This is a genomic window from Angustibacter peucedani (genome assembly GCF_054779595.1).
The window spans coordinates 14,615-33,099 of sequence record NZ_BAAGXY010000057.1; the positions used below are offsets into that span (position 1 = coordinate 14,615).

Sequence of the window (18,485 nt, forward strand, 5' to 3'; positions counted from 1 at the left end):
CGGTGTGCCAGCATGGCCGGGTGCCCTCCACCAGCGCCGACCCCTTCGCCCCGGACGACGTCGCCTGGCACGCCGTGAGCGACCGCCTGGCGACCGCCCGCCGGCTGCTCACGGCCGGGGCCTGCCTGGTGGTGGCCGCCGTCGTGGTGGTGCTGGCCGTGCTGGTCGGAGTCACCTGGGTGTGGGCGCTGCTGCTCGTGCCGGTGCTCGCGCTGGTGTGGGCCTGGTGGCTGATCGGGCGGCAGGTGCGCGCGCTGGGCTACGCCGAGCGCGACGACGACCTGCTGGTGCGGCGCGGCGTGATGTTCCGCAGCATCGTGGTGGTGCCCTACGGGCGCATGCAGTTCGTCGACGTCCAGGCCGGTCCGCTCGCCCGCCGCATGGGCTACTCCTCCGTGCAGCTGCACACCGCCTCGCCCGGCACCGACGCCTCGATCGACGGTCTGACCCCGGACGAGGCCGCGCGCCTGCGCGACCGGCTGGCCCGACGCGGCGAGGCCCGGCTGGCCGGCCTGTGACCGATCCGTCGGACGACGAGGGCTGGGTGCGGCTGCACCCGCTGACCCCGCTGGTGCGCGGCTGGAAGGTCGTGGCGGTGCTGCTCGCCGTGGTGGCCCAGCAGCGCGGCGGCGAGGTGTTCCGCCAGGGCGTGCCCTCCCGGCGGGAGGCGCTGATCTCGCTCGGCGTGCTCGGCGGCGTCGTGGTCGTCGTCGGCATCTACGGCCTGCTCGCGTGGCAGCGCTCGGCCTACCGGGTCGAGCCCGACGCCCTGCGGCTGCACCGCGGCGTGCTCTTCCGCCAGGAGCGCCAGGCGCGGCTCGACCGGCTGCAGGCCGTCGACGTCGTCCGGCCGCTGCTGGCCCGGTTCTTCGGCCTGGCCGAGCTCAAGCTCGAGGTGGCCGGCGGCGACGACTCGACCATCACGCTCTCGCTGCTGCGCGAGGACGACGCCCAGCAGCTGCGCAACACGCTCCTGGCGCGCGCGGCCGGGCTGACCTACGAGGGCGAGGTGGCGCCCGAGGCGCCCGAGCACGAGCTGCTCGTCGTCCCGGTCGGGCGCACGGTCGAGTCGTTCCTGCGCAGCGGCCTGTCGGTCGTGGCGGTCGTCGCGGTGGTGGCGGCCGTCGTGGCGGTGGCGGTCACCCGCCAGTTCGCGGTGCTGGCTGGCGCCTTCCCGGTGGCGATCGGCCTGGGCAGCGCGGTGTGGAGCCGGTTCACCTCGGCGTTCGGCTTCCGCGTGGCCACCTCTCCCGACGGCATCCGCCTGCACCACGGCCTGCTGACGACCCGCTCGCAGACGGTTCCGCCGGGCCGGGTGCAGGCGGTGCGCGTGCGCCAGCCGCTGCTGTGGCGCGGGCGCGACTGGTGGTCGCTGGAGGTCAACGTCGCCGGGTACGGAGGCGGTTCGCGCGGCGGCAACGACGTCGGCGGCGACTCCGCGCGCCAGGAGAACGTGCTGCTCACCGTGGGCTCGCGCGCCGAGGCGCTGCTGGTGCTGCGCCTGGCGCTGCCCACCCTCGACCCGCACGACGAGACCGGTCCGGTGCCGCAGGCGCTCTCGGCCGGCCTCACCGGCACCAGCCGGGACGACGACGGCTTCCTCGTCGCGCCGCGCTCGTCGCGGTGGCTCGACCCGGTGGGCTGGCGGCGGCACGGGGTCGACGTCCTGGACGACGTCCTCCTGCTGCGCCGCGGCCGGCTGACGCGCGAGCTGGACGTCGTCCCGCACGCCCGCACGCAGAGCCTCGGCGTGCAGCAGGGACCGCTGCAGCGCCGGCTCGGCCTGGCCAGCTTCGTGCTGCACAGCACGCGCGGCCCGATCACGCCGTCGGTGCAGCACCTGCCGACCGCGCTGGTCGCCACGCTGCTCGACGACCAGGCCGCTCGCGCCCGCCACGCCCGCGCCAGCGCCGGCGACGCCGACCAGGGCCGATGGATGGAGCACCCGTGACCACCGCCCCCGACCCCTCGCTGACGCCTCTCGCGCAGGCGTTCGACCTGCGCGACCCGGCCTTCGTCACCGACCCCTACCCCGCATTCGCGCGCGAGCGCGAGCGGCTGGACGTCGGGTGGCACGAGGCGCTCGGGGTGGCCGTGACGCTCACCCACCGCGCGGCCGACGTCGTGCTGCGCGACCGGCGGCTGGGCCGCGTCTTCGCGCCCCGGCGGCCCGAGACGAGCTGGGGCACGTTCAACTGGCTGCACGCCGACTCGATCCTCGACAGCGAGCCGCCCAAGCACACGCGCCTGCGCCGGCTGGTGGCGGCGGCGTTCGGCCGCGGCCACGTCGAGCGGCTGCGCCCAAGGGTCGCCGAGCTCGCCGCCGACCTGCTCGACGAGTGCGGTGACGCCCTGGCGGCGCGCGGCTCGTTCGACGTCGTGGCCGACTACGCCGAGCCGCTGCCGGTGCTGGTCATCGCCGAGCTGCTCGGCTGGCCCGAGGCCGACCGGCACCTGCTGCGCCCGTGGTCGCAGGCGATCGTCGCGATGTACGAGGTCGACCGCACCCCCGAGCAGGAGGCCGAGGCGCGCGCCGCGTGCGCGGAGTTCGCGGCGTACGTCGGGGAGCTGGCGGCCGAGCGGCGAGCCAGCCCGCGGGACGACCTCGTCACGCACCTGGTGCAGGTGCGCGACGGCGGCGACAAGCTCGACGACCACGAGCTGGTGGCCACCGTGGTGCTGCTGCTCAACGCCGGCCACGAGGCGAGCGTCAACGGGTTCGGCAACGGCCTGGTCTCGCTGCTCGACGCCCCTGACCAGCTGGACCTGCTGCGCCGCAACCTCTCCGACGACGCGCTCGTCGCGCTCGCGGTGGAGGAGATGCTCCGCCACGACTCGCCGCTGCACCTGTTCGAGCGCACGGCGACCCAGGACGTCGAGCTCGACCTGCCGCGCGGACGCGTGCGCCTGCCCGAGGGCAGCAAGGTCGCGGCGCTGCTCGGCGCGGCCAACCGCGACCCCGAGGTCTTCGACCAGCCTGACCGCTTCGTCGTCGACCGCTCGCCCAACCCGCACCTCGCGTTCGGCGCGGGCATCCACTTCTGCCTCGGCGCGCCGCTCGCGCGGCTCGAGCTGCAGACCTCGCTACCCGCTCTGCTGCAACGGTTCCCGGCGCTCGAGCCGGCCGAGGCCGCCACCCGCCGTCCGACGTTCGTGCTGCGCGGGTACCACGCGCTGCCGGTGCGCGGCTGACCGCGAGCCCGTCACGGGCAGCGGGGGTCGGACTCCATCTTGGTGATCGACCCGGTCTTGTCGTACGACACGACGAACACCACCGCGGGGTCGGGCTTCTCCAGCCAGGTGGCCGCGAGGACGGGCTCGGACCGCAGGCCGAGCTGGCCCGCGTCACCCGGCACGCAGGTGTTGAGCACGACGCGCGCGCCGTCGGCGACCGGTGCGCTGTAGGTCTTCTCGGTGTTCTGGTTCGTGAAGCGCGCGCCGCGGTGCGGTGCCAGCTCGACGCCCTTCGTGGCCAGCGCGCTGTCGCTCGTGCCCGGCAGCGTCCACCGGTCGAGCTCGACGACCAGCACGCCGGCGACCGTCCCGGCCTTGGCGACGGTGCCGAGGTCGAACGCGCGCCCCTCGACGTCGCTGGTCGCCCTGGGGGTCGACGTGCGCGTGCCGGACGCCGTGCCCGGCGTGGTCGTCACGGTGACCGTCTCGGCCGGCGTGGCCCCGGTGCCGCCGCCGTCACCGCACCCGGCGACGACCAGCGCGAGCACGCCGGACGCGCTCGCCAGGGCGAGCACCCGGCCGGGGCGGAGGGCGGTCACGAGCCCAGCGTGGCCAACACCGCGTCGGCCTGTCCAATCCCGGTGGCCTGCAGCAGCCAGCCGAAACCCCCGAGCCCGGCCGGGTCGAGCAGCTCGCCCGCCTCGCCGGCGGCCGCCAGCGCGGCCAGGTAGGCCCGCGGGTCGGCGGACGCCGACGACGCGTCCGGACGTCGGCCGTCCACCCCCAGCGCGCGCAGGGCCGAGCGCTGCCGCACCAGGGCGGTGGCGGTCGCCCCGGCCGCCAGACCCGCTGCGGCGCAGGCGTCGAGCGCCACGTGGGCGGTCACGTCGCTGCGGCCGTCCGGCACCGGTTCGCACGCCGCGCCGTCGCGGTAGCCGATCAGGGTGCCCCGCGGCGGGCGGTCGTCGCGCGCGTGGTCGTAGTCGACCGCCACCAGCAGGCTGCCCGGGGCGGCCGCGACGAGCGCGCCCCACGCGTCGTCCCGGGGCCGACCGATCTCGGCCCGGTCGCCCGCCTCGCCGGCACCCCCGGGCGCGGGCCACCACCGCTCGAGCCAGGCCACGTCGTCCGCCCTCGGGGACCGGCCCAGCCGCTCCGCGCCCGTCGACGGGTCGACCTCGACCAGCCGCCACGCCCCGTCGTCCGCGCGCTCGACGACCGGGCACGGGACGTCGTCCAGCCACTCGTGCGCGACCACCAGGGAGCCCGCCCACCACGGCGCGTCGAGCGGCAGCGCGGCCCCGCCGGGCGAGCGCGCCCAGCGCACCGAGGGAGGCAGGTCCGGCGGGGCGTCGACGACGTCCAGCCCCACGAGCTCCAGCGCCGGGTCGACCGCGTGCAGCGCGGCCAGCAGCTCGCCGCGCCCGCTGCCGACGTCGACGACCCGGCCCAGCCCGCACGCGGCCGCCAGCCGGGCCAGCGCGCCCGCCACCAGCCGGCCCGCGTGCACGCTCGTGCGGAAGTGCGACGACGGCCCAGAACCGTTGCGGTAGAAGCCGTCCGGCCCGTAGAGCGCGTCCTGCCAGGCGTCCTGCCAGGCGACGAGGGTCACCCGCTCACCGGCGCAGGACGACGACGACGTCCGTCACCGCGAACAGGAATCGTCCCTCGTCGGCCAGCGCGCGCACCTGCTCGACCCACCGCGCGGCGCGGGCCGCCAATTCGTCGTCGTCCGCGGCGGCGGCGAGCATGCCCATCGCGATCTTCCAGGCCAACGACCCCTCGTCGAAGCGGCGGTGCGGGTCGGCCCACGAGTGCACGGCCTCGACCGCGAACGGCGAGTCGGTGGCCAGGTGCAGCAGCTTGCGGCCCATGAAGCCGTCGGCGCGGTCCTGCCAGGACGGCACGACGGCGACGAACCGGTCGACCAGCAGGCGGGTCAGCGCGTCGTCGTCGCTGCTGAACAGCGCGGTGTCGAAGTCGGTGTGCCCCACCACCGCGAGCCCGCCGGGCCGCAGCACCCGGTGGCACTCCGCCAGCAGCAGGTCGGGCCGGGCCAGGCTCTCGGCGACGTTCATCGAGACCACCCGGTCGAGCGAGCCGGTCTCGAACGGCAGCGGGTCGTCGAGGTCGGCGAGCCGCGAGCGCACCCGGGCGTCGGCCAGCAGGTCGTCGTCCAGCTCGGAGGCGTGGTCGACCGCGTGCACCACCGCGGGGACGTGCGCGCCGGCCAGCAGCGCGCGCACCGTGCGGCCGGTGCCGCAGCCCAGGTCGGCGACGACCAGGCCGTCCGAGCCGACGTCGGCCAGCTCGGCGAGCCGCTCGTGCCGTCCCATGCGCCGAGCCTAGCGACCGGGCCCCGCGCTAGCGTCCTGCTCGTGGACGGTCCTGAGGCCGGCAGCCGGCCGGCGCGCCTCGACGTCGGCGTGGTCGGCACCGGCCGCGTGGGCGCGGTGCTCGGGGCGGCGGCCGCGCGCGCCGGCCACCGGGTGGTCGCCGCCAGCGGGGTCAGCCGGGCGTCGGTCGAGCGGGCCGAGACGCTGCTGCCCGGCGTGCCGCTGCGGCCCGTGCCGGACGTCGTCCGCGCGGCCGACCTGGTGCTGCTCACCGTGCCGGACGACGAGCTGCCGGGCCTGGTGCACGGCCTGACCGAGACGAGCACCTGGCAGGCAGGGCAGATCGTCGTGCACACGAGCGGGCGGTACGGCACCGGCGTCCTGGATCCCGCTGCGGCGCACCACGTGATCGGGCTCGCCCTGCACCCGGCCATGACCTTCACCGGGACCTCGGTCGACCTGGCCCGGCTCGAGGGCGCCTGCTTCGGCGTCACCGCGCCCGAGGCCGCGCGGCCGGTGGCCGAGGCGCTCGTCGTCGAGATGGGGTCGGAGCCGGTGTGGGTCGCCGAGGCCGACCGGGCGCGCTACCACGCGGCGCTCGCGCACGGCTCGAACCACCTGGTGACGCTGGTGGCGCAGGCGCTGCAGGTGCTGCGCGGCACCGGGGTCGAGGCCCCCGACCGGTTGCTCGCACCCCTGCTGTCCGCCGCGCTCGACGGCGCGCTGCGGCAGGGCGACGCCGCCGTCACCGGCCCCGTCTCGCGCGGCGACGCGGGTACCGTGGCCGCGCACCTCGCCGAGCTCGCGGGCGAGACGCCCGACGTCCTGCCCACCTACGTGGCGCTGGCGCGGGCGACCGCGGTCCGGGCGCTGGCGTCCGGACGGCTGCAGCCGCAGGCGGCCGAGAACCTCCTCGACGTCCTGGCCCGACCGAAGGAGACGCCGTGACCGCCGCACCCGAGCCGGGCCGGCCCGTCGTCGCGCACACCCGCGACGAGCTCGTGACGGCGCGGGCGGCGCTCGACGACGGCGACGTCGCGGTGGTCATGACGATGGGCGCGCTGCACGAGGGGCACGCCGCGCTGATCCGCGAGGCGCGGCAGCGCGCGCGCCACGTGGTCGTCACCGTGTTCCTCAACCCGTTGCAGTTCGGCCCGCGCGAGGACCTCTCGCGCTACCCCCGCACCATCGACAGCGACCTCGAGATCTGCGGCCGCGAGGGCGTCGACCTCGTCTTCGCGCCCACTCCCGACGTCGTCTACCCGGATGGCGACCCGGGCGTCCGGGTCAGCGCCGGCCCGCTCGGCGACGTGCTCGAGGGGACGTCGCGGCCCGGCCACTTCGACGGCGTCCTGACCGTCGTGGGCAAGCTGCTGCACCTGACCCGGCCGCAGCTGGCGTACTACGGCCAGAAGGACGCCCAGCAGCTGCTGCTGATCCGCCGCATGGTGCGCGACCTCGACTTCCCGGTCGAGGTCGTCGCGGTGCCGACGGTGCGCGAGCCCGACGACCTGGCCATGAGCAGCCGCAACGTCTACCTGACCGCGAGCGACCGCGAGTCGGCGCTCGCGCTGTCGCAGGCCCTGCGGGCCGGGGCCGCGGCCGCCGCGGAGGGCCCGAGCGCCGTGCGCCGGGCCGCCCGGGCGGTGCTGGTCGCCGAGCCGTTGGTGCTGGTCGACTACCTGGTGCTGGTGCACCCGGAGAATCTCAAGGACGTGCCCGAGTGGTACCAGGGCGAGGCGCTGCTGGCGGTGGCCGCGCGCGTCGGCACCACCCGGCTGATCGACAACGTGCCGCTGCGGCTCGGCCCCGGGGGCGGGCCGCTCGACGCCTTCAGCGGGGCGGCGTCGTGAGCCTGGCGCTGGCCCGTCGGCTGGTCGCGCCGCCGCCGGGCTGGACGACGCAGGCCGACGTGCTGGTCGTCGGCTCCGGCATCGCCGGCCTCACCACGGCGCTGCGGCTGCGGCAGCGGGTCGACCGGGTGCTGCTCGTGACCAAGACGGTGCTCGACGAGGGCTCGACCCGGTGGGCGCAGGGCGGCATCGCGGCCGCGCTCGACCCGGCCGACTCGCCGGACGAGCACCTGCAGGACACGCTCGTCGCCGGCGTCGGCATCTGCGACGTCGCGGCCGTCACCGCCCTGGTCACCGAGGGCCCGGCCCGCGTGCGCGAGCTCGTCGCCCTGGGCGCGGAGTTCGACCGGACGCCGGACGGCGAGATCGCGCTGACCCGCGAGGGCGGCCACCACCGCGACCGGATCGCGCACGCCGGCGGCGACGCCACGGGCAAGGAGATCTCGCGCGCGCTGATCGCCGCGCTCGAGGCGGTGCGGCACGACCCGGGCATCGAGGTCGTCGAGCACGCCATGGTCGTCGACCTGCTGCAGGACGCGTCCGGCCGGGCCTGCGGCGTCACGCTGCACGTGCTCGGCGAGGGCCAGCGCGACGGCGTCGGCGCGGCGATGGCGCGGGCCGTCGTCCTGGCCACCGGCGGTCTCGGGCAGGTCTACTCCTCGACCACCAACCCCTCGGTCGCCACCGGCGACGGCGTGGCGGCCGGGCTGCGCGCGGGGGCTGCGGTGCGCGACCTGGAGTTCGTGCAGTTCCACCCGACGGTGCTCTGGCTCGGCGCCGGCTCGCACGGCCAGCAGCCGCTGATCAGCGAGGCCGTGCGCGGCGAGGGCGCGGTGCTCGTCGACGCCGAGGGCGTGCGGTTCATGGCCGGCGTGCACGAGCTGGCGGACCTCGCGCCGCGCGACGTCGTCTCGCGCGCGATCGTCGACCGGATGCGGACGACGGGCACCGACCACGTGTTCCTGGACGCGCGGCACCTGGGCCGCGAGTTCCTCGAGAAGCGCTTTCCCTCGATCGTCGAGCGCTGCCGCGAGCTGGGTTTCGACCCGGCCACCGAGCTGCTGCCGGTCGCGCCGGCCCAGCACTACGCGAGCGGCGGGCTGGCCACCGACCTGCGCGGGCGCACCTCGATCGAGGGCCTGTACGCGTGCGGCGAGGTCGCCTGCTCGGGCGTGCACGGCGCCAACCGGCTCGCCTCCAACTCGTTGCTCGAGGGGCTGGTGTTCGCGCACCGCATCGCCGACGACCTCACCGACCGGCTCGCCGCCGGAGAGCTGCCGCCGACCGTGCCGGCCGCGCCCGACACCGAGCCCACGCTGCTCGACCCGGCCGCGCGGCTCGACGTCCAGCTGACCATGACGTCCGGCGCGGGGGCGCTGCGCAGCGCAGACTCGTTGCGCCGCACCGCTTCCGAGCTCGCGACGCTCGCCGGCCGCACGACGTCCGAGCCGACGGCAGCCGCGTGGGAGACCACCAACCTGCACCAGGTCGGCTCGCTGCTGACCGAGGTCGCGGCCCGGCGCGAGGAGACCCGCGGCGGCCACCTGCGCTCGGACCACCCCGAGCGCGACGACGCGCGCTGGCGCGGTCACCTCACCAGCCACCTCGGGGACGACGGCGCCGTGGTCGTCGAGTACGCCCCGGTCGACGAGCCCCAGGAGGCCAGCGCGTGAGCGACGAGCAGCTGCGAGCGGCCGGGCTCGACCCCGACGCGGTGCGGGACGTCGTCCGGCGGGCGCTCGACGAGGACCTCGGCGGTCCGGACGGCGTAGACGTCACGTCGTCCGCCACGATCCCGCTCGAGCAGCAGTCCGTGGCCCACGTCGTCGCCCGGGCCGACGGCGTCGTGGCCGGGCTCGCGGTCTTCGGCCTGGTCTGGGACGACGTCGCGCGCCGGCTCGGGGTCGCGCCGGTGGAGGTCTCGCTGCGAGCGGCCGACGGCGACCGCGTGCGTCGCGGCGACGTGCTGGTCGAGGCGCGGGGCACCACGCAGGTGCTGCTCGTCGGCGAGCGCACGGCGCTCAACCTGGTGTGCCGGATGTCGGGGGTGGCCACCCACACCCGGCGCTGGGCGGACGAGCTCGAGGGCACCGGTGCCACGGTCCTCGACACCCGCAAGACCACGCCCGGGCTGCGCGCGCTCGAGAAGTACGCGGTGCGCTGCGGCGGAGGCACCAACAAGCGCATGGGCCTCTACGACGTCGCGATGGTGAAGGACAACCACAAGCTCGCGGCCGGCTCGGTGCGCGCGGCGTACGAGGCCGTGCGCGCCCGCTACCCGGACGTCGACGTGCAGGTCGAGGTGACCACGGTCGCCGAGGCGCTGGAGGCCGTCGACGCCGGCGCGCGGTTCCTGCTGTGCGACAACATGACGCCCGCGCTGCTGCGCGAGACGGTCCAGGCCGTGCGCGCCGCGACGCCCGACCGGGTCGAGGTGGAGGGCACCGGCGGGCTGACCCTCGAGCGGGCCCGCGAGTACGGCGAGACCGGCGTCGACTTCCTCTCGGTCGGCGCGCTCACCCACTCCAGCCCCGTGCTCGACCTCGCCCTCGACCTCGCCTGAACCCCTTCGCCGGGGGCGCGCGGTGCTCGGTAGGGTTCCGCGGGTGACCGAGCAGCCGCCGCCCGCCCCCGTCGAGGACGACGTCCCCGAGCAGATGCGGGTGCGCCGGGCCAAGCGCGAGCGGTTGCTGGCCGAGGGCGTCGAGCCCTACCCGGTGGGGGTGCCGCGCACGCACACGCTGGCCGAGGTGCGCGCGGCCCACGCCGACCTCGAGACCGGCGCCGAGACCGACGACGTCGTGGGCGTCACCGGCCGCGTGGTCTTCGTGCGCAACACCGGCAAGCTCTGCTTCGCCACGCTGCAGGAGGGCGACGGCACCCGCCTGCAGGCGATGCTCAGCCTGGCCGAGGTCGGCGAGGACGCGCTCGCAGCCTGGAAGGCGGACGTCGACCTCGGCGACCACGTCTTCGTGCACGGGCGGGTGATCTCGAGCCGGCGCGGCGAGCTGAGCGTCATGGCCGACGCGTGGCAGCTGGCCGCCAAGGCGCTGCGCCCGCTGCCGAACCTGCACGAGGGCGCCGAGCTCGCCGAGGACGTGCGCGTGCGCCAGCGCTACGCCGACCTCATCGTGCGTCCGGCGGCGCGCGACATGGTGCGGCACCGCGCGGGCGTCGTCCGCAGCCTGCGCGAGACGTTCCACGAGCGCGGGTTCGTCGAGATCGAGACGCCGATGCTGCAGACGCTGCACGGCGGCGCGGCGGCCCGCCCGTTCACGACCCACATGAACGCCTACGACATCGACCTGTACCTGCGGATCGCGCCCGAGCTGTTCCTCAAGCGCGCCGCGGTCGGCGGGCTCGAGAAGGTCTTCGAGATCAACCGGAACTTCCGCAACGAGGGCGCCGACGCCACCCACAGCCCCGAGTTCTCGATGCTCGAGTTCTACGAGGCGTACGGCGACTACGACACCGTCGCCGAGCTGACGCGCGTGCTCGTGCAGAACGCGTGCGAGGTCGTGCACGGCTCGCACGTCGCGACGCTGGCCGACGGCACCGAGTACGACTTCGGCGGCGAGTGGACCGCGCTCACGATGTACGGCTCGCTCTCGGACGCGCTCGGCGAGGCGGTCACGCCGCAGACGTCGGTCGCCGAGCTGCGCGGGCACGCCGAGCGCCTCGGCCTGGACGTCGACCCCGCCCACTTCGGCCACGGCAAGCTCGTCGAGGAGCTGTGGGAGCACCTGGTCGGCGACCACCTCGTGGCGCCCACCTTCGTGCGCGACTTCCCGGTCGAGACCACGCCGCTCACCCGCGACCACCGCAGCGAGCCGGGCGTCACCGAGAAGTGGGACCTGTACGTGCGCGGCATGGAGCTCGCCACGGGCTACTCCGAGCTGGTCGACCCCGTCGTGCAGCGCCACCGCTTCGAGGAGCAGGCCAAGCTGGCCGCGCTCGGCGACGAGGAGGCCATGCGCCTGGACGAGGACTTCCTGCGCGCCATGGAGTACGCCCTGCCGCCGACCGGCGGGCAGGGCATGGGCGTCGACCGGCTGCTGCGGGCCCTGACCGGCCTGGGCCTGCGCGACACCATCCTGTTCCCGCTGGTCAAGCCGCTGCCGAGCTGACCGAGCGGCGCCGCGTACCCTGTCGTCCATGGTCAAGGCCCTGCTCGCGCTCGTCCCGTCGGCGGGCGTGCTGTTCCTGTTCGTCGTCGCCGTGCGGGCCATGCTCCTGGGCGACCGGCGCGAGCGCGCGGCCCAGGCCCGCTGGGAGAAGCAGCAGGACGAGCAGGCCGCGCACCCGTCGTCCTGAGAATTCCCCGGCATTTCTGCCGCGCATTGTTTTGACAGATGATCTTGGCGCCGAAATACTTCGTCCCGGACGTCGCGAACGCATTTCGCGGCACATTTTCTCGACACGAGAGCGGGCGGCGAAGAAATGGCGCAGAAGGTTCAGGTCGTGCTGATCGACGACCTCGACGGCGGTGACGCGGCCGAGACGGTGACGTTCGGCCTCGACGGCGTCTCCTACGAGATCGACCTCAACGACAAGAACGCCGCCAAGCTCCGCGACGCGCTCGCCGTGTGGGTGGGCAACGCCCGCAAGGTCACCGGGCGCAGCGCCCGCAGCGGCTCGGCCCGCACCACGGCGGCCCGCCGCTCGGCGTCCGGCGAGGACGTCGCCGCCATCCGCGAGTGGGCCAAGTCCCACGGGCACCAGGTCAGCGAGCGCGGCCGCATCTCGGCCGCCGTCCGCGAGGCCTACGACAAGGCCCACTGAGCCGCGGCCCGGTCACCCCGACCTCGGGCTCTACGTCGGGACCCGGGGGCCCTTCTCCAGCATGCCGTCGGTGACGTGGCGCAGGTCCTCGAGCCGGTCCAGCACCTCCCAGAACGGCAGCTGGGCCAGGCTCCCGGCGTCCTCGACCTCGTCCCACGTGCGCGGCGCGGCGACGTTCGGCTGCGCCCGCCCCCGCAACGAGTAGGGGCAGATCGTCGTCTTGGCGGCGTGGTTCTGGCTCCAGTCGAGCAGCACCTTGCCCGGCCGCACCGCCTTGCTCATCGACGACACGACCTTCGAGCGGTGACCGCCGGCCAGCTCCTCGGCCAGCAGCCGGGCGTACTCGCGCACCACGTCGGAGTCCTGCTCTCCCGACAGCGGGGCGTACAGCTGCAGCCCCTTGCTGCCGCTGGTCACCGGCACGCAGGTCAGCCCGTCGGCCGCGAGGCGCTCGCGCACCAGCAGCGCCACCTCCGCGCACTCGGGCAGCGCGGCCGGCGCGCCCGGGTCGAGGTCCACCACCAGCCGGTCGGGGTCGTGCGCGCCGCCGCGCGGACCGACGGTCCACTGCGGCACGTGCAGCTCGAGCGCGGCCAGGTTGGCCAGCCACGCCAGCGGTGCGAGGCCGTCGACCAGCGGGTACTCGATGGTGCCGCGGTCCTTCTTCGTCGAGCCCGGCACCGGCAGGGTGACCGTGCGCACCCAGCGCGGCGTGCCGGCCGGCACGGCCTTCTCGACGAACGACGCCGCGCCCGTGCCGTTGGGCCAGCGGAACCGGCTCACCGGGCGGTCGGCCAGCATCGGCAGCAGGGCCGGCGCCACCCGCGCGTAGTAGTCGATGATCTCGGCCTTGGTGGTGCCCGCCTCGGGGTAGAGCACCTTGTCGAGGTTGCGCAGCCGCAGCCGGTGCCCGTCGATCTCGACCTGCGCCTCGTGGGCGTCGGCCGGGTCGGGGGGCTCGCGGCGGTCAGGGCTCACGGCGCAGCTCCTCGGGGGTGACGTCGGTGCGCACGCCGCGGAACGCGGGCTGGCGCAGGCGCCCGCCGCTGCCGTAGCCGAGGTGCTCGACCTCGACGCACAGCTCGGGTCGCACCCACGACGTGCCGCGCTGGTCGACCGCCGGCACCTCGCTGGTGAACGGCGACGCCCCGGTGGCCAGCGGTCCGAGCCGGCGGGTCAGGTCGGCGCTCGCGGTCGGCCCGATGCCCGAGCCGACCTTGCCGAGGAACGTCAGCCCGCCCGCGCCGTCCGGCAGGCCGACGAGCAGGGACGCCGGCGTGGACGTCGTCCCGGTCTGCGGGCGCCACCCGCCCACCACGCAGGTCTGGCTGCTGCGGTGCGCGCGCTTGACCCAGTCGCGGCTGCGTCGTCCGGGCTGGTACGTCGACGCGCGGCGCTTGCTGACGACGCCCTCGAGGCCGCTCTCGCGGGTGGCCTCCAGCAGCACGGCGCCGTCGTCGAACACGCCCGGCACCTGCCAGTGCGCGTCGGCCGGGTCGCCGAGGTCGAGCCGCTCGAGGGTGTGCCGGCGCTCGTCGAAGGCCCGGCCGACCAGCGGCACGCCGTACAGGCGCATGACGTCGAAGACGACGTACGAGACCGGGAAGCGCTCGGCCAGGGCGGCGGCCCGGCGCGCCTCGCGCACGTGCCAGCGCTCGGCCAGCGCGCCGAAGTCGGGGCGTCCGTCGACGATGGCCACGACCTCGCCGTCCAGCAGGCCGTCGGCCATGACCTCGGCCAGCCCGGCGAGCTCGGGGAAGGCGGCGGTGACGTCGGACTCGGTGCGCGAGGTCAGCCGCAGGCGGCCGTCGGTGACCTCGGCGAGCATCCGCATGCCGTCCCACTTGACCTCGTGCACCCACGCGTCGCCCTCCGGCGGCCGGGATCCCGGCGCCGCTGGAGTCGCGAGCATGGGGCGCACGGGGCCCATGATGCCTGTAGCGTCGTGCAGGGACACCTCGGCAGAGCCGTCCGGCACCGCCGTCGACCGGGAGGAGCGGGCCATGCGGGCGATGTGGAAGGGCGCCGTCTCGTTCGGCCTCGTCAACGTGCCGGTGAAGATGTTCACCGCCACGCAGAGCCACGACCTCTCGTTCCACCAGGTGCACCGCAAGGACGGCGGCCGCATCCGCTACAAGCGCGTGTGCCAGGTGTGCGGCGAGGAGGTCGCGTACGACGACATCGCCAAGGGGTACGAGTCGCCCGAGGGCGAGCTCGTCGTCCTGTCCGACGAGGACCTCGCCGAGCTGCCCGTCAGCGGCAGCCGCGAGATCGACGTCGAGCGCTTCGTGCCCTCCGAGCAGATCGACCCCATGCTGCTCGAGAAGAGCTACTACCTCGAGCCCGAGAAGTCCGGCGTCAAGCCGTACGCGCTGCTGCGCGAGGCGCTCAAGGCCTCCGACCGCATGGCGCTGGTGCACGTCGCGATCCGCAATCGCTCGACGCTCGCGGTGCTGCGGGTGCGCGACGACGTCATCGTGCTGCAGACGATGCTGTGGCCGGACGAGATCCGTGCCGCCGACTTCGACACCCTCGGCGACGTCGAGGACCTGCGGCCGCAGGAGCTGGCCATGGCCTCCTCGCTGATCGACTCGATGGCGGGCGACTACGACCCGGACGAGTTCGACGACGACTACCGCGACGCCGTGACGGCGCTGGTCGAGGCCAAGCTCGACAAGGGCGAGAGCGCCAAGCTCCCGGCCGAGGGGACGTCGTCGTCCGGCGACCGCGGGCAGGTGCTCGACCTGATGGCCGCGCTGCAGCGCTCGGTCGACGCGGCCAAGGACCGGCGCGCGGGCGGCTCGGGCTCGGCGTCGTCCGACGCACCGGCGTCCGAGGAGAAGAAGCCGGCCGCCAAGAAGACCGCGGCCAAGAAGACCGCGGCCAAGAAGACGACGGCCAAGAAGACCGCCGCGAAGAAGACCGCCGCCAAGAAGACGGCGACGAAGAAGGCCACGACCGCCAAGAAGACCGCGACCAAGAAGTCCGCCTGACCCTCCGGGCCCTTCCTGCTGTTGACCACGTTGTGCAGGGCTAGACCTGCTCTCCAAGGGCTGCGGGCCGTGACAACCACGTGCAACCCTTGGAGAGTGAATCCTCGACGTTTCGTACTCGAGGACCGCGTCTGGCGATCGCGGACCGGCTCGACGCGAGCGGCGACCACGCCCGCGCCGCACGCCTGCGCGAGACGGTCCCTGAGTCCTTCGCGCTGTGCGACGAGCACGTCCCGCTCCTGCGGGTAGCCTTGGAGTCTCTGGCCGACCACCCGGATCGGTGGGACGACGTCCAGCGCGTGCTGTCCGCGCTCGACGACCTTTCAGCCGTGCTCGGCCGCCGTGGCGTCGTGCACGTCACCGATCTGGACGACGGCTGGACCGCGGACTGGGAGGACGGCGATCGGCTCGAGCAGGGTCCGCTGGGCGCCGCGCGAGCCGAGGTGGCGGCGTGGGCGGCACGGCGCTCTGACGACGTCCGCGGCCTCGACGCCTGAGGCCTGGGGATTGCGCGCAGGGCGAACGCGAGCGGATCGGCGGAACACGCTCAGGTCCGGGCGACGTTGAGCCGATCAGACGCAGGTCTGGGCCGTGCAGGTGTCCGTGAGGTCACGATGTGGGCCGCGAACAGGTCGGTGTCGTACCACGGGGATAGCATCGACGTGGCGAGGGAGGGGAGAGCCCCGCTCCTGCCAAACCGCTCGCGAGGAGAATGCAGATGTTCGAGAGGTTCACCGACCGGGCCCGACGTGTGGTGGTGCTCGCGCAGGAAGAGGCGCGGATGCTCAACCACAACTACATCGGCACCGAGCACATCCTGCTCGGGCTGATCCACGAGGGCGAGGGCGTCGCCGCCAAGGCTCTGGAGAGCCTGGGCATCTCGCTCGACGCCGTGCGCGAGCAGGTGCAGGAGATCATCGGCCAGGGCCAGCAGGCGCCCTCCGGCCACATCCCCTTCACCCCGCGCGCCAAGAAGGTCCTCGAGCTGAGCCTGCGCGAGGCGCTGCAGCTCGGCCACAACTACATCGGCACCGAGCACATCCTGCTCGGCCTGATCCGCGAGGGCGAGGGCGTCGCCGCCCAGGTCCTCGTCAAGCTCGGCGCCGACCTCAACCGCGTCCGTCAGCAGGTCATCCAGCTGCTGAGCGGCTACCAGGGCAAGGAGCCCGCGGCCACCGGCCCCGCCGAGGGCACGCCGTCCGGCTCGCTCGTGCTCGACCAGTTCGGCCGCAACCTCACGCAGGGCGCCCGCGAGGGCAAGCTCGACCCGGTCATCGGGCGTGAGAAGGAGATCGAGCGGGTCATGCAGGTGCTGAGCCGCCGCACCAAGAACAACCCGATCCTCATCGGCGAGCCCGGCGTCGGCAAGACCGCCGTCGTCGAGGGCCTGGCCCAGGGGATCGTCAAGGGCGAGGTGCCCGAGACGCTGAAGGACAAGCAGATCTACACGCTCGACCTCGGCGCGCTCGTCGCCGGCAGCCGCTACCGCGGTGACTTCGAGGAGCGCCTGAAGAAGGTGCTGAAGGAGATCCGCACCCGCGGCGACATCATCCTGTTCATCGACGAGATCCACACCCTCGTCGGGGCGGGCGCAGCCGAGGGCGCGATCGACGCCGCCAGCATCCTCAAGCCGATGCTGAGCCGCGGCGAGCTGCAGACCATCGGCGCCACCACGCTCGACGAGTACCGCAAGTACATCGAGAAGGACCCCGCGCTCGAGCGCCGGTTCCAGCCGATCCAGGTGGCCGAGCCCAACCTCGCGCACACCATCGAGATCCTCAAGGGCCTGCGCGACCGCTACGAGGCGCACCACCGCGTCTCGATCACGGACGGCGCGCTGGTCGGCGCCGCGACGCTGGCCGACCGGTACATCAACGACCGGTTCCTGCCCGACAAGGCGATCGACCTGATCGACGAGGCGGGCGCGCGGCTGCGCATCCGCCGGATGACCGCCCCGCCGGACCTGCGCGAGTTCGACGAGCGCATTGCGGCCACCCGCCGCGAGAAGGAGTCCGCGATCGACGCGCAGGACTTCGAGAAGGCCGCCGCCCTGCGCGACACCGAGAAGCGCCTGCTCGGTGAGAAGGGCGAGCGCGAGAAGCAGTGGAAGGCCGGCGACATGGACGTCGTCGCCGAGGTCGACGAGGAGCTGATCGCCGAGGTCCTCGCCACCGCCACGGGCATCCCGGTCTTCAAGCTGACCGAGGAGGAGTCCTCGCGCCTGCTGCGCATGGAGGACGAGCTGCACAAGCGCATCGTCGGCATGGACGACGCCATCAAGGCGCTGTCGCAGGCGATCCGCCGCACCCGGGCCGGCCTGAAGGACCCGCGCCGTCCTGGCGGCTCGTTCATCTTCGCCGGCCCCACCGGCGTCGGGAAGACCGAGCTGGCCAAGACGCTCGCCGAGTTCCTGTTCGGCGACGAGGACTCGCTGATCCAGCTCGACATGAGCGAGTTCAGCGAGAAGCACACCGTCTCGCGGCTGTTCGGCTCCCCGCCCGGCTACGTCGGGTACGAGGAGGGCGGCCAGCTCACCGAGAAGGTGCGGCGCAAGCCGTTCTCGGTCGTGCTGTTCGACGAGGTCGAGAAGGCCCACCCGGACATCTTCAACTCGCTGCTGCAGATCCTGGAGGACGGTCGCCTGACCGACAGCCAGGGCCGGATGGTCGACTTCAAGAACACCGTCATCATCATGACGACGAACCTCGGCACCCGGGACATCAGCAAGGGCCAGGGCGTCGGCTTCTCGTCCGGCTCCGACACCTCCACCGGCTACGAGCGGATGAAGGCCAAGGTCAACGACGAGCTGAAGACGCACTTCCGCCCGGAGTTCCTCAACCGCGTCGACGACACCATCGTGTTCCCGCAGCTGACGCAGGACGAGATCATCCAGATCGTCGACCTGATGCTGGCCAAGCTCGACGAGCGCCTCAAGGACAAGGACATGGGCATCGAGCTCACGCCCGCGGCCAAGGTGCTGCTCGCCGAGAAGGGCTACGACCCGGTGCTCGGCGCGCGCCCGCTGCGTCGCACGATCCAGCGCGACGTCGAGGACGTGCTGTCCGAGAAGATCCTGTACGGCGAGCTGAAGGCGGGCTCGATCGTCCTGGTCGACGTCGAGGGCGAGGGCAAGGAGCGCGCCTTCACCTTCCAGGGCACGCCGAAGACCGCCGTCCCCGAGCCGGCCACGGTCGGAGCGCCCGCGACGCCCGCGGCCTCGTCCGCACCGGTCGACCTCGGCGAGTTGGGCGACGTCCAGGACGGCTGACCGCCGTTCGCACGGGCTGACGACGGCCTGGCACCACGAAGGGCGGGACCCCCACGGGGTCCCGCCCTTCGTCGTCGCT

18 protein-coding genes are annotated in these 18,485 nt (G+C 74.2%); 13 read left to right on the top strand and 5 right to left on the bottom strand.

Translation table 11 applies throughout. The annotated features are described in order from the left end of the window. Positions 1–20: 20 nt before the first annotated feature. Genes ACYVJ4_RS11475 through ACYVJ4_RS11485 form a run of 3 tightly spaced genes read left to right on the top strand, consistent with a single transcriptional unit; the run spans position 21 to position 3,192 of the window. Positions 21–518: a PH domain-containing protein gene (locus ACYVJ4_RS11475; protein ID WP_460460257.1), complete on the top strand. Its 498-nt coding sequence runs from the start codon at positions 21–23 to the stop codon at positions 516–518. After that, complete coding sequence (locus ACYVJ4_RS11480) at positions 515–1,951, top strand: PH domain-containing protein (protein WP_460460258.1); 1,437 nt, start codon at positions 515–517, stop codon at positions 1,949–1,951. Before ACYVJ4_RS11475 ends, ACYVJ4_RS11480 begins: the two co-directional genes overlap by 4 nt. Continuing rightward, positions 1,933–3,192, top strand: a complete 1,260-nt coding sequence (locus ACYVJ4_RS11485; protein WP_460460259.1) for a cytochrome P450 — start codon at positions 1,933–1,935, stop codon at positions 3,190–3,192. The genes ACYVJ4_RS11480 and ACYVJ4_RS11485 overlap by 19 nt, the downstream gene beginning before the upstream one ends. A gap of 11 nt (positions 3,193–3,203) precedes the next feature. On the opposite strand, the gene ACYVJ4_RS11490 is transcribed toward ACYVJ4_RS11485, so the two are convergent. The 3 genes from ACYVJ4_RS11490 to ACYVJ4_RS11500 are packed head-to-tail and all read right to left on the bottom strand — an operon-like array spanning position 3,204 to position 5,510. Beyond that, a complete protein-coding gene (locus tag ACYVJ4_RS11490) occupies positions 3,204–3,773 on the bottom strand; it encodes a hypothetical protein (RefSeq protein ID WP_460460260.1) in 570 nt (189 codons plus the stop codon). Further along, complete coding sequence (locus tag ACYVJ4_RS11495) at positions 3,770–4,786, bottom strand: SAM-dependent methyltransferase (protein WP_460460261.1); 1,017 nt, start codon at positions 4,784–4,786, stop codon at positions 3,770–3,772. The genes ACYVJ4_RS11490 and ACYVJ4_RS11495 overlap by 4 nt, the downstream gene beginning before the upstream one ends. Positions 4,787–4,790: 4 nt before the next feature. Next, positions 4,791–5,510, bottom strand: a complete 720-nt coding sequence (locus tag ACYVJ4_RS11500) for a methyltransferase domain-containing protein (protein WP_460460262.1) — start codon at positions 5,508–5,510, stop codon at positions 4,791–4,793. Between the two features lie 42 nt (positions 5,511–5,552). Here ACYVJ4_RS11500 and ACYVJ4_RS11505 point away from each other — a divergent pair, with 42 nt between their 5' ends. From ACYVJ4_RS11505 to ACYVJ4_RS11535, 7 genes are all read left to right on the top strand, one after another. Then, positions 5,553–6,458 (top strand): Rossmann-like and DUF2520 domain-containing protein, encoded by a 906-nt coding sequence (locus ACYVJ4_RS11505; RefSeq protein ID WP_460460263.1) that lies wholly within the window; start codon positions 5,553–5,555, stop codon positions 6,456–6,458. Further along, positions 6,455–7,363 (top strand): pantoate--beta-alanine ligase, encoded by a 909-nt coding sequence (gene panC, locus ACYVJ4_RS11510; protein WP_460460264.1) that lies wholly within the window; start codon positions 6,455–6,457, stop codon positions 7,361–7,363. Before ACYVJ4_RS11505 ends, panC begins: the two co-directional genes overlap by 4 nt. Next, positions 7,360–9,036 (top strand): L-aspartate oxidase, encoded by a 1,677-nt coding sequence (locus tag ACYVJ4_RS11515; RefSeq protein WP_460460265.1) that lies wholly within the window; start codon positions 7,360–7,362, stop codon positions 9,034–9,036. The genes panC and ACYVJ4_RS11515 overlap by 4 nt, the downstream gene beginning before the upstream one ends. Continuing rightward, entirely contained in the window at positions 9,033–9,926 is an 894-nt protein-coding gene (gene nadC / locus ACYVJ4_RS11520) for a carboxylating nicotinate-nucleotide diphosphorylase (protein WP_460460266.1), read from the top strand. Before ACYVJ4_RS11515 ends, nadC begins: the two co-directional genes overlap by 4 nt. A gap of 94 nt (positions 9,927–10,020) precedes the next feature. Continuing rightward, the gene (gene lysS / locus ACYVJ4_RS11525) at positions 10,021–11,490 is read left to right on the top strand and encodes a lysine--tRNA ligase (protein WP_460460298.1); all 1,470 of its coding nucleotides are present in this window, start codon (positions 10,021–10,023) and stop codon (positions 11,488–11,490) included. Positions 11,491–11,518: 28 nt separating this feature from the next. After that, positions 11,519–11,677: a hypothetical protein gene (locus tag ACYVJ4_RS11530; protein WP_460460267.1), complete on the top strand. Its 159-nt coding sequence runs from the start codon at positions 11,519–11,521 to the stop codon at positions 11,675–11,677. Between the two features lie 126 nt (positions 11,678–11,803). Continuing rightward, entirely contained in the window at positions 11,804–12,145 is a 342-nt protein-coding gene (locus ACYVJ4_RS11535) for a histone-like nucleoid-structuring protein Lsr2 (RefSeq protein WP_460460268.1), read from the top strand. Between the two features lie 30 nt (positions 12,146–12,175). On the opposite strand, the gene ligD (ACYVJ4_RS11540) is transcribed toward ACYVJ4_RS11535, so the two are convergent. Together ligD (ACYVJ4_RS11540) and ligD (ACYVJ4_RS11545) are read right to left on the bottom strand one after the other, a co-directional pair. After that, positions 12,176–13,123, bottom strand: coding sequence for a non-homologous end-joining DNA ligase (gene ligD / locus ACYVJ4_RS11540; RefSeq protein ID WP_460460269.1), 948 nt, complete (start codon positions 13,121–13,123; stop codon positions 12,176–12,178). Continuing rightward, positions 13,113–14,075 (bottom strand): non-homologous end-joining DNA ligase, encoded by a 963-nt coding sequence (gene ligD, locus ACYVJ4_RS11545; RefSeq protein WP_460460299.1) that lies wholly within the window; start codon positions 14,073–14,075, stop codon positions 13,113–13,115. Before ligD (ACYVJ4_RS11545) ends, ligD (ACYVJ4_RS11540) begins: the two co-directional genes overlap by 11 nt. A gap of 73 nt (positions 14,076–14,148) precedes the next feature. Between ligD (ACYVJ4_RS11545) and ku the strand changes: the two genes are divergently transcribed. The 3 genes from ku (at position 14,149) to ACYVJ4_RS11560 (ending at position 18,406) form a co-directional block, all read left to right on the top strand. Beyond that, on the top strand, positions 14,149–15,138 hold the full coding sequence (gene ku, locus ACYVJ4_RS11550) for a non-homologous end joining protein Ku (protein ID WP_460460270.1): 990 nt from the start codon (positions 14,149–14,151) through the stop codon (positions 15,136–15,138). A gap of 251 nt (positions 15,139–15,389) precedes the next feature. Beyond that, on the top strand, positions 15,390–15,635 hold the full coding sequence (locus ACYVJ4_RS11555; RefSeq protein WP_460460271.1) for a hypothetical protein: 246 nt from the start codon (positions 15,390–15,392) through the stop codon (positions 15,633–15,635). A 221-nt stretch (positions 15,636–15,856) separates the two neighbouring features. After that, positions 15,857–18,406: an ATP-dependent Clp protease ATP-binding subunit gene (locus tag ACYVJ4_RS11560; RefSeq protein WP_460460272.1), complete on the top strand. Its 2,550-nt coding sequence runs from the start codon at positions 15,857–15,859 to the stop codon at positions 18,404–18,406. The last annotated feature ends 79 nt before the right edge of the window (positions 18,407–18,485 follow it).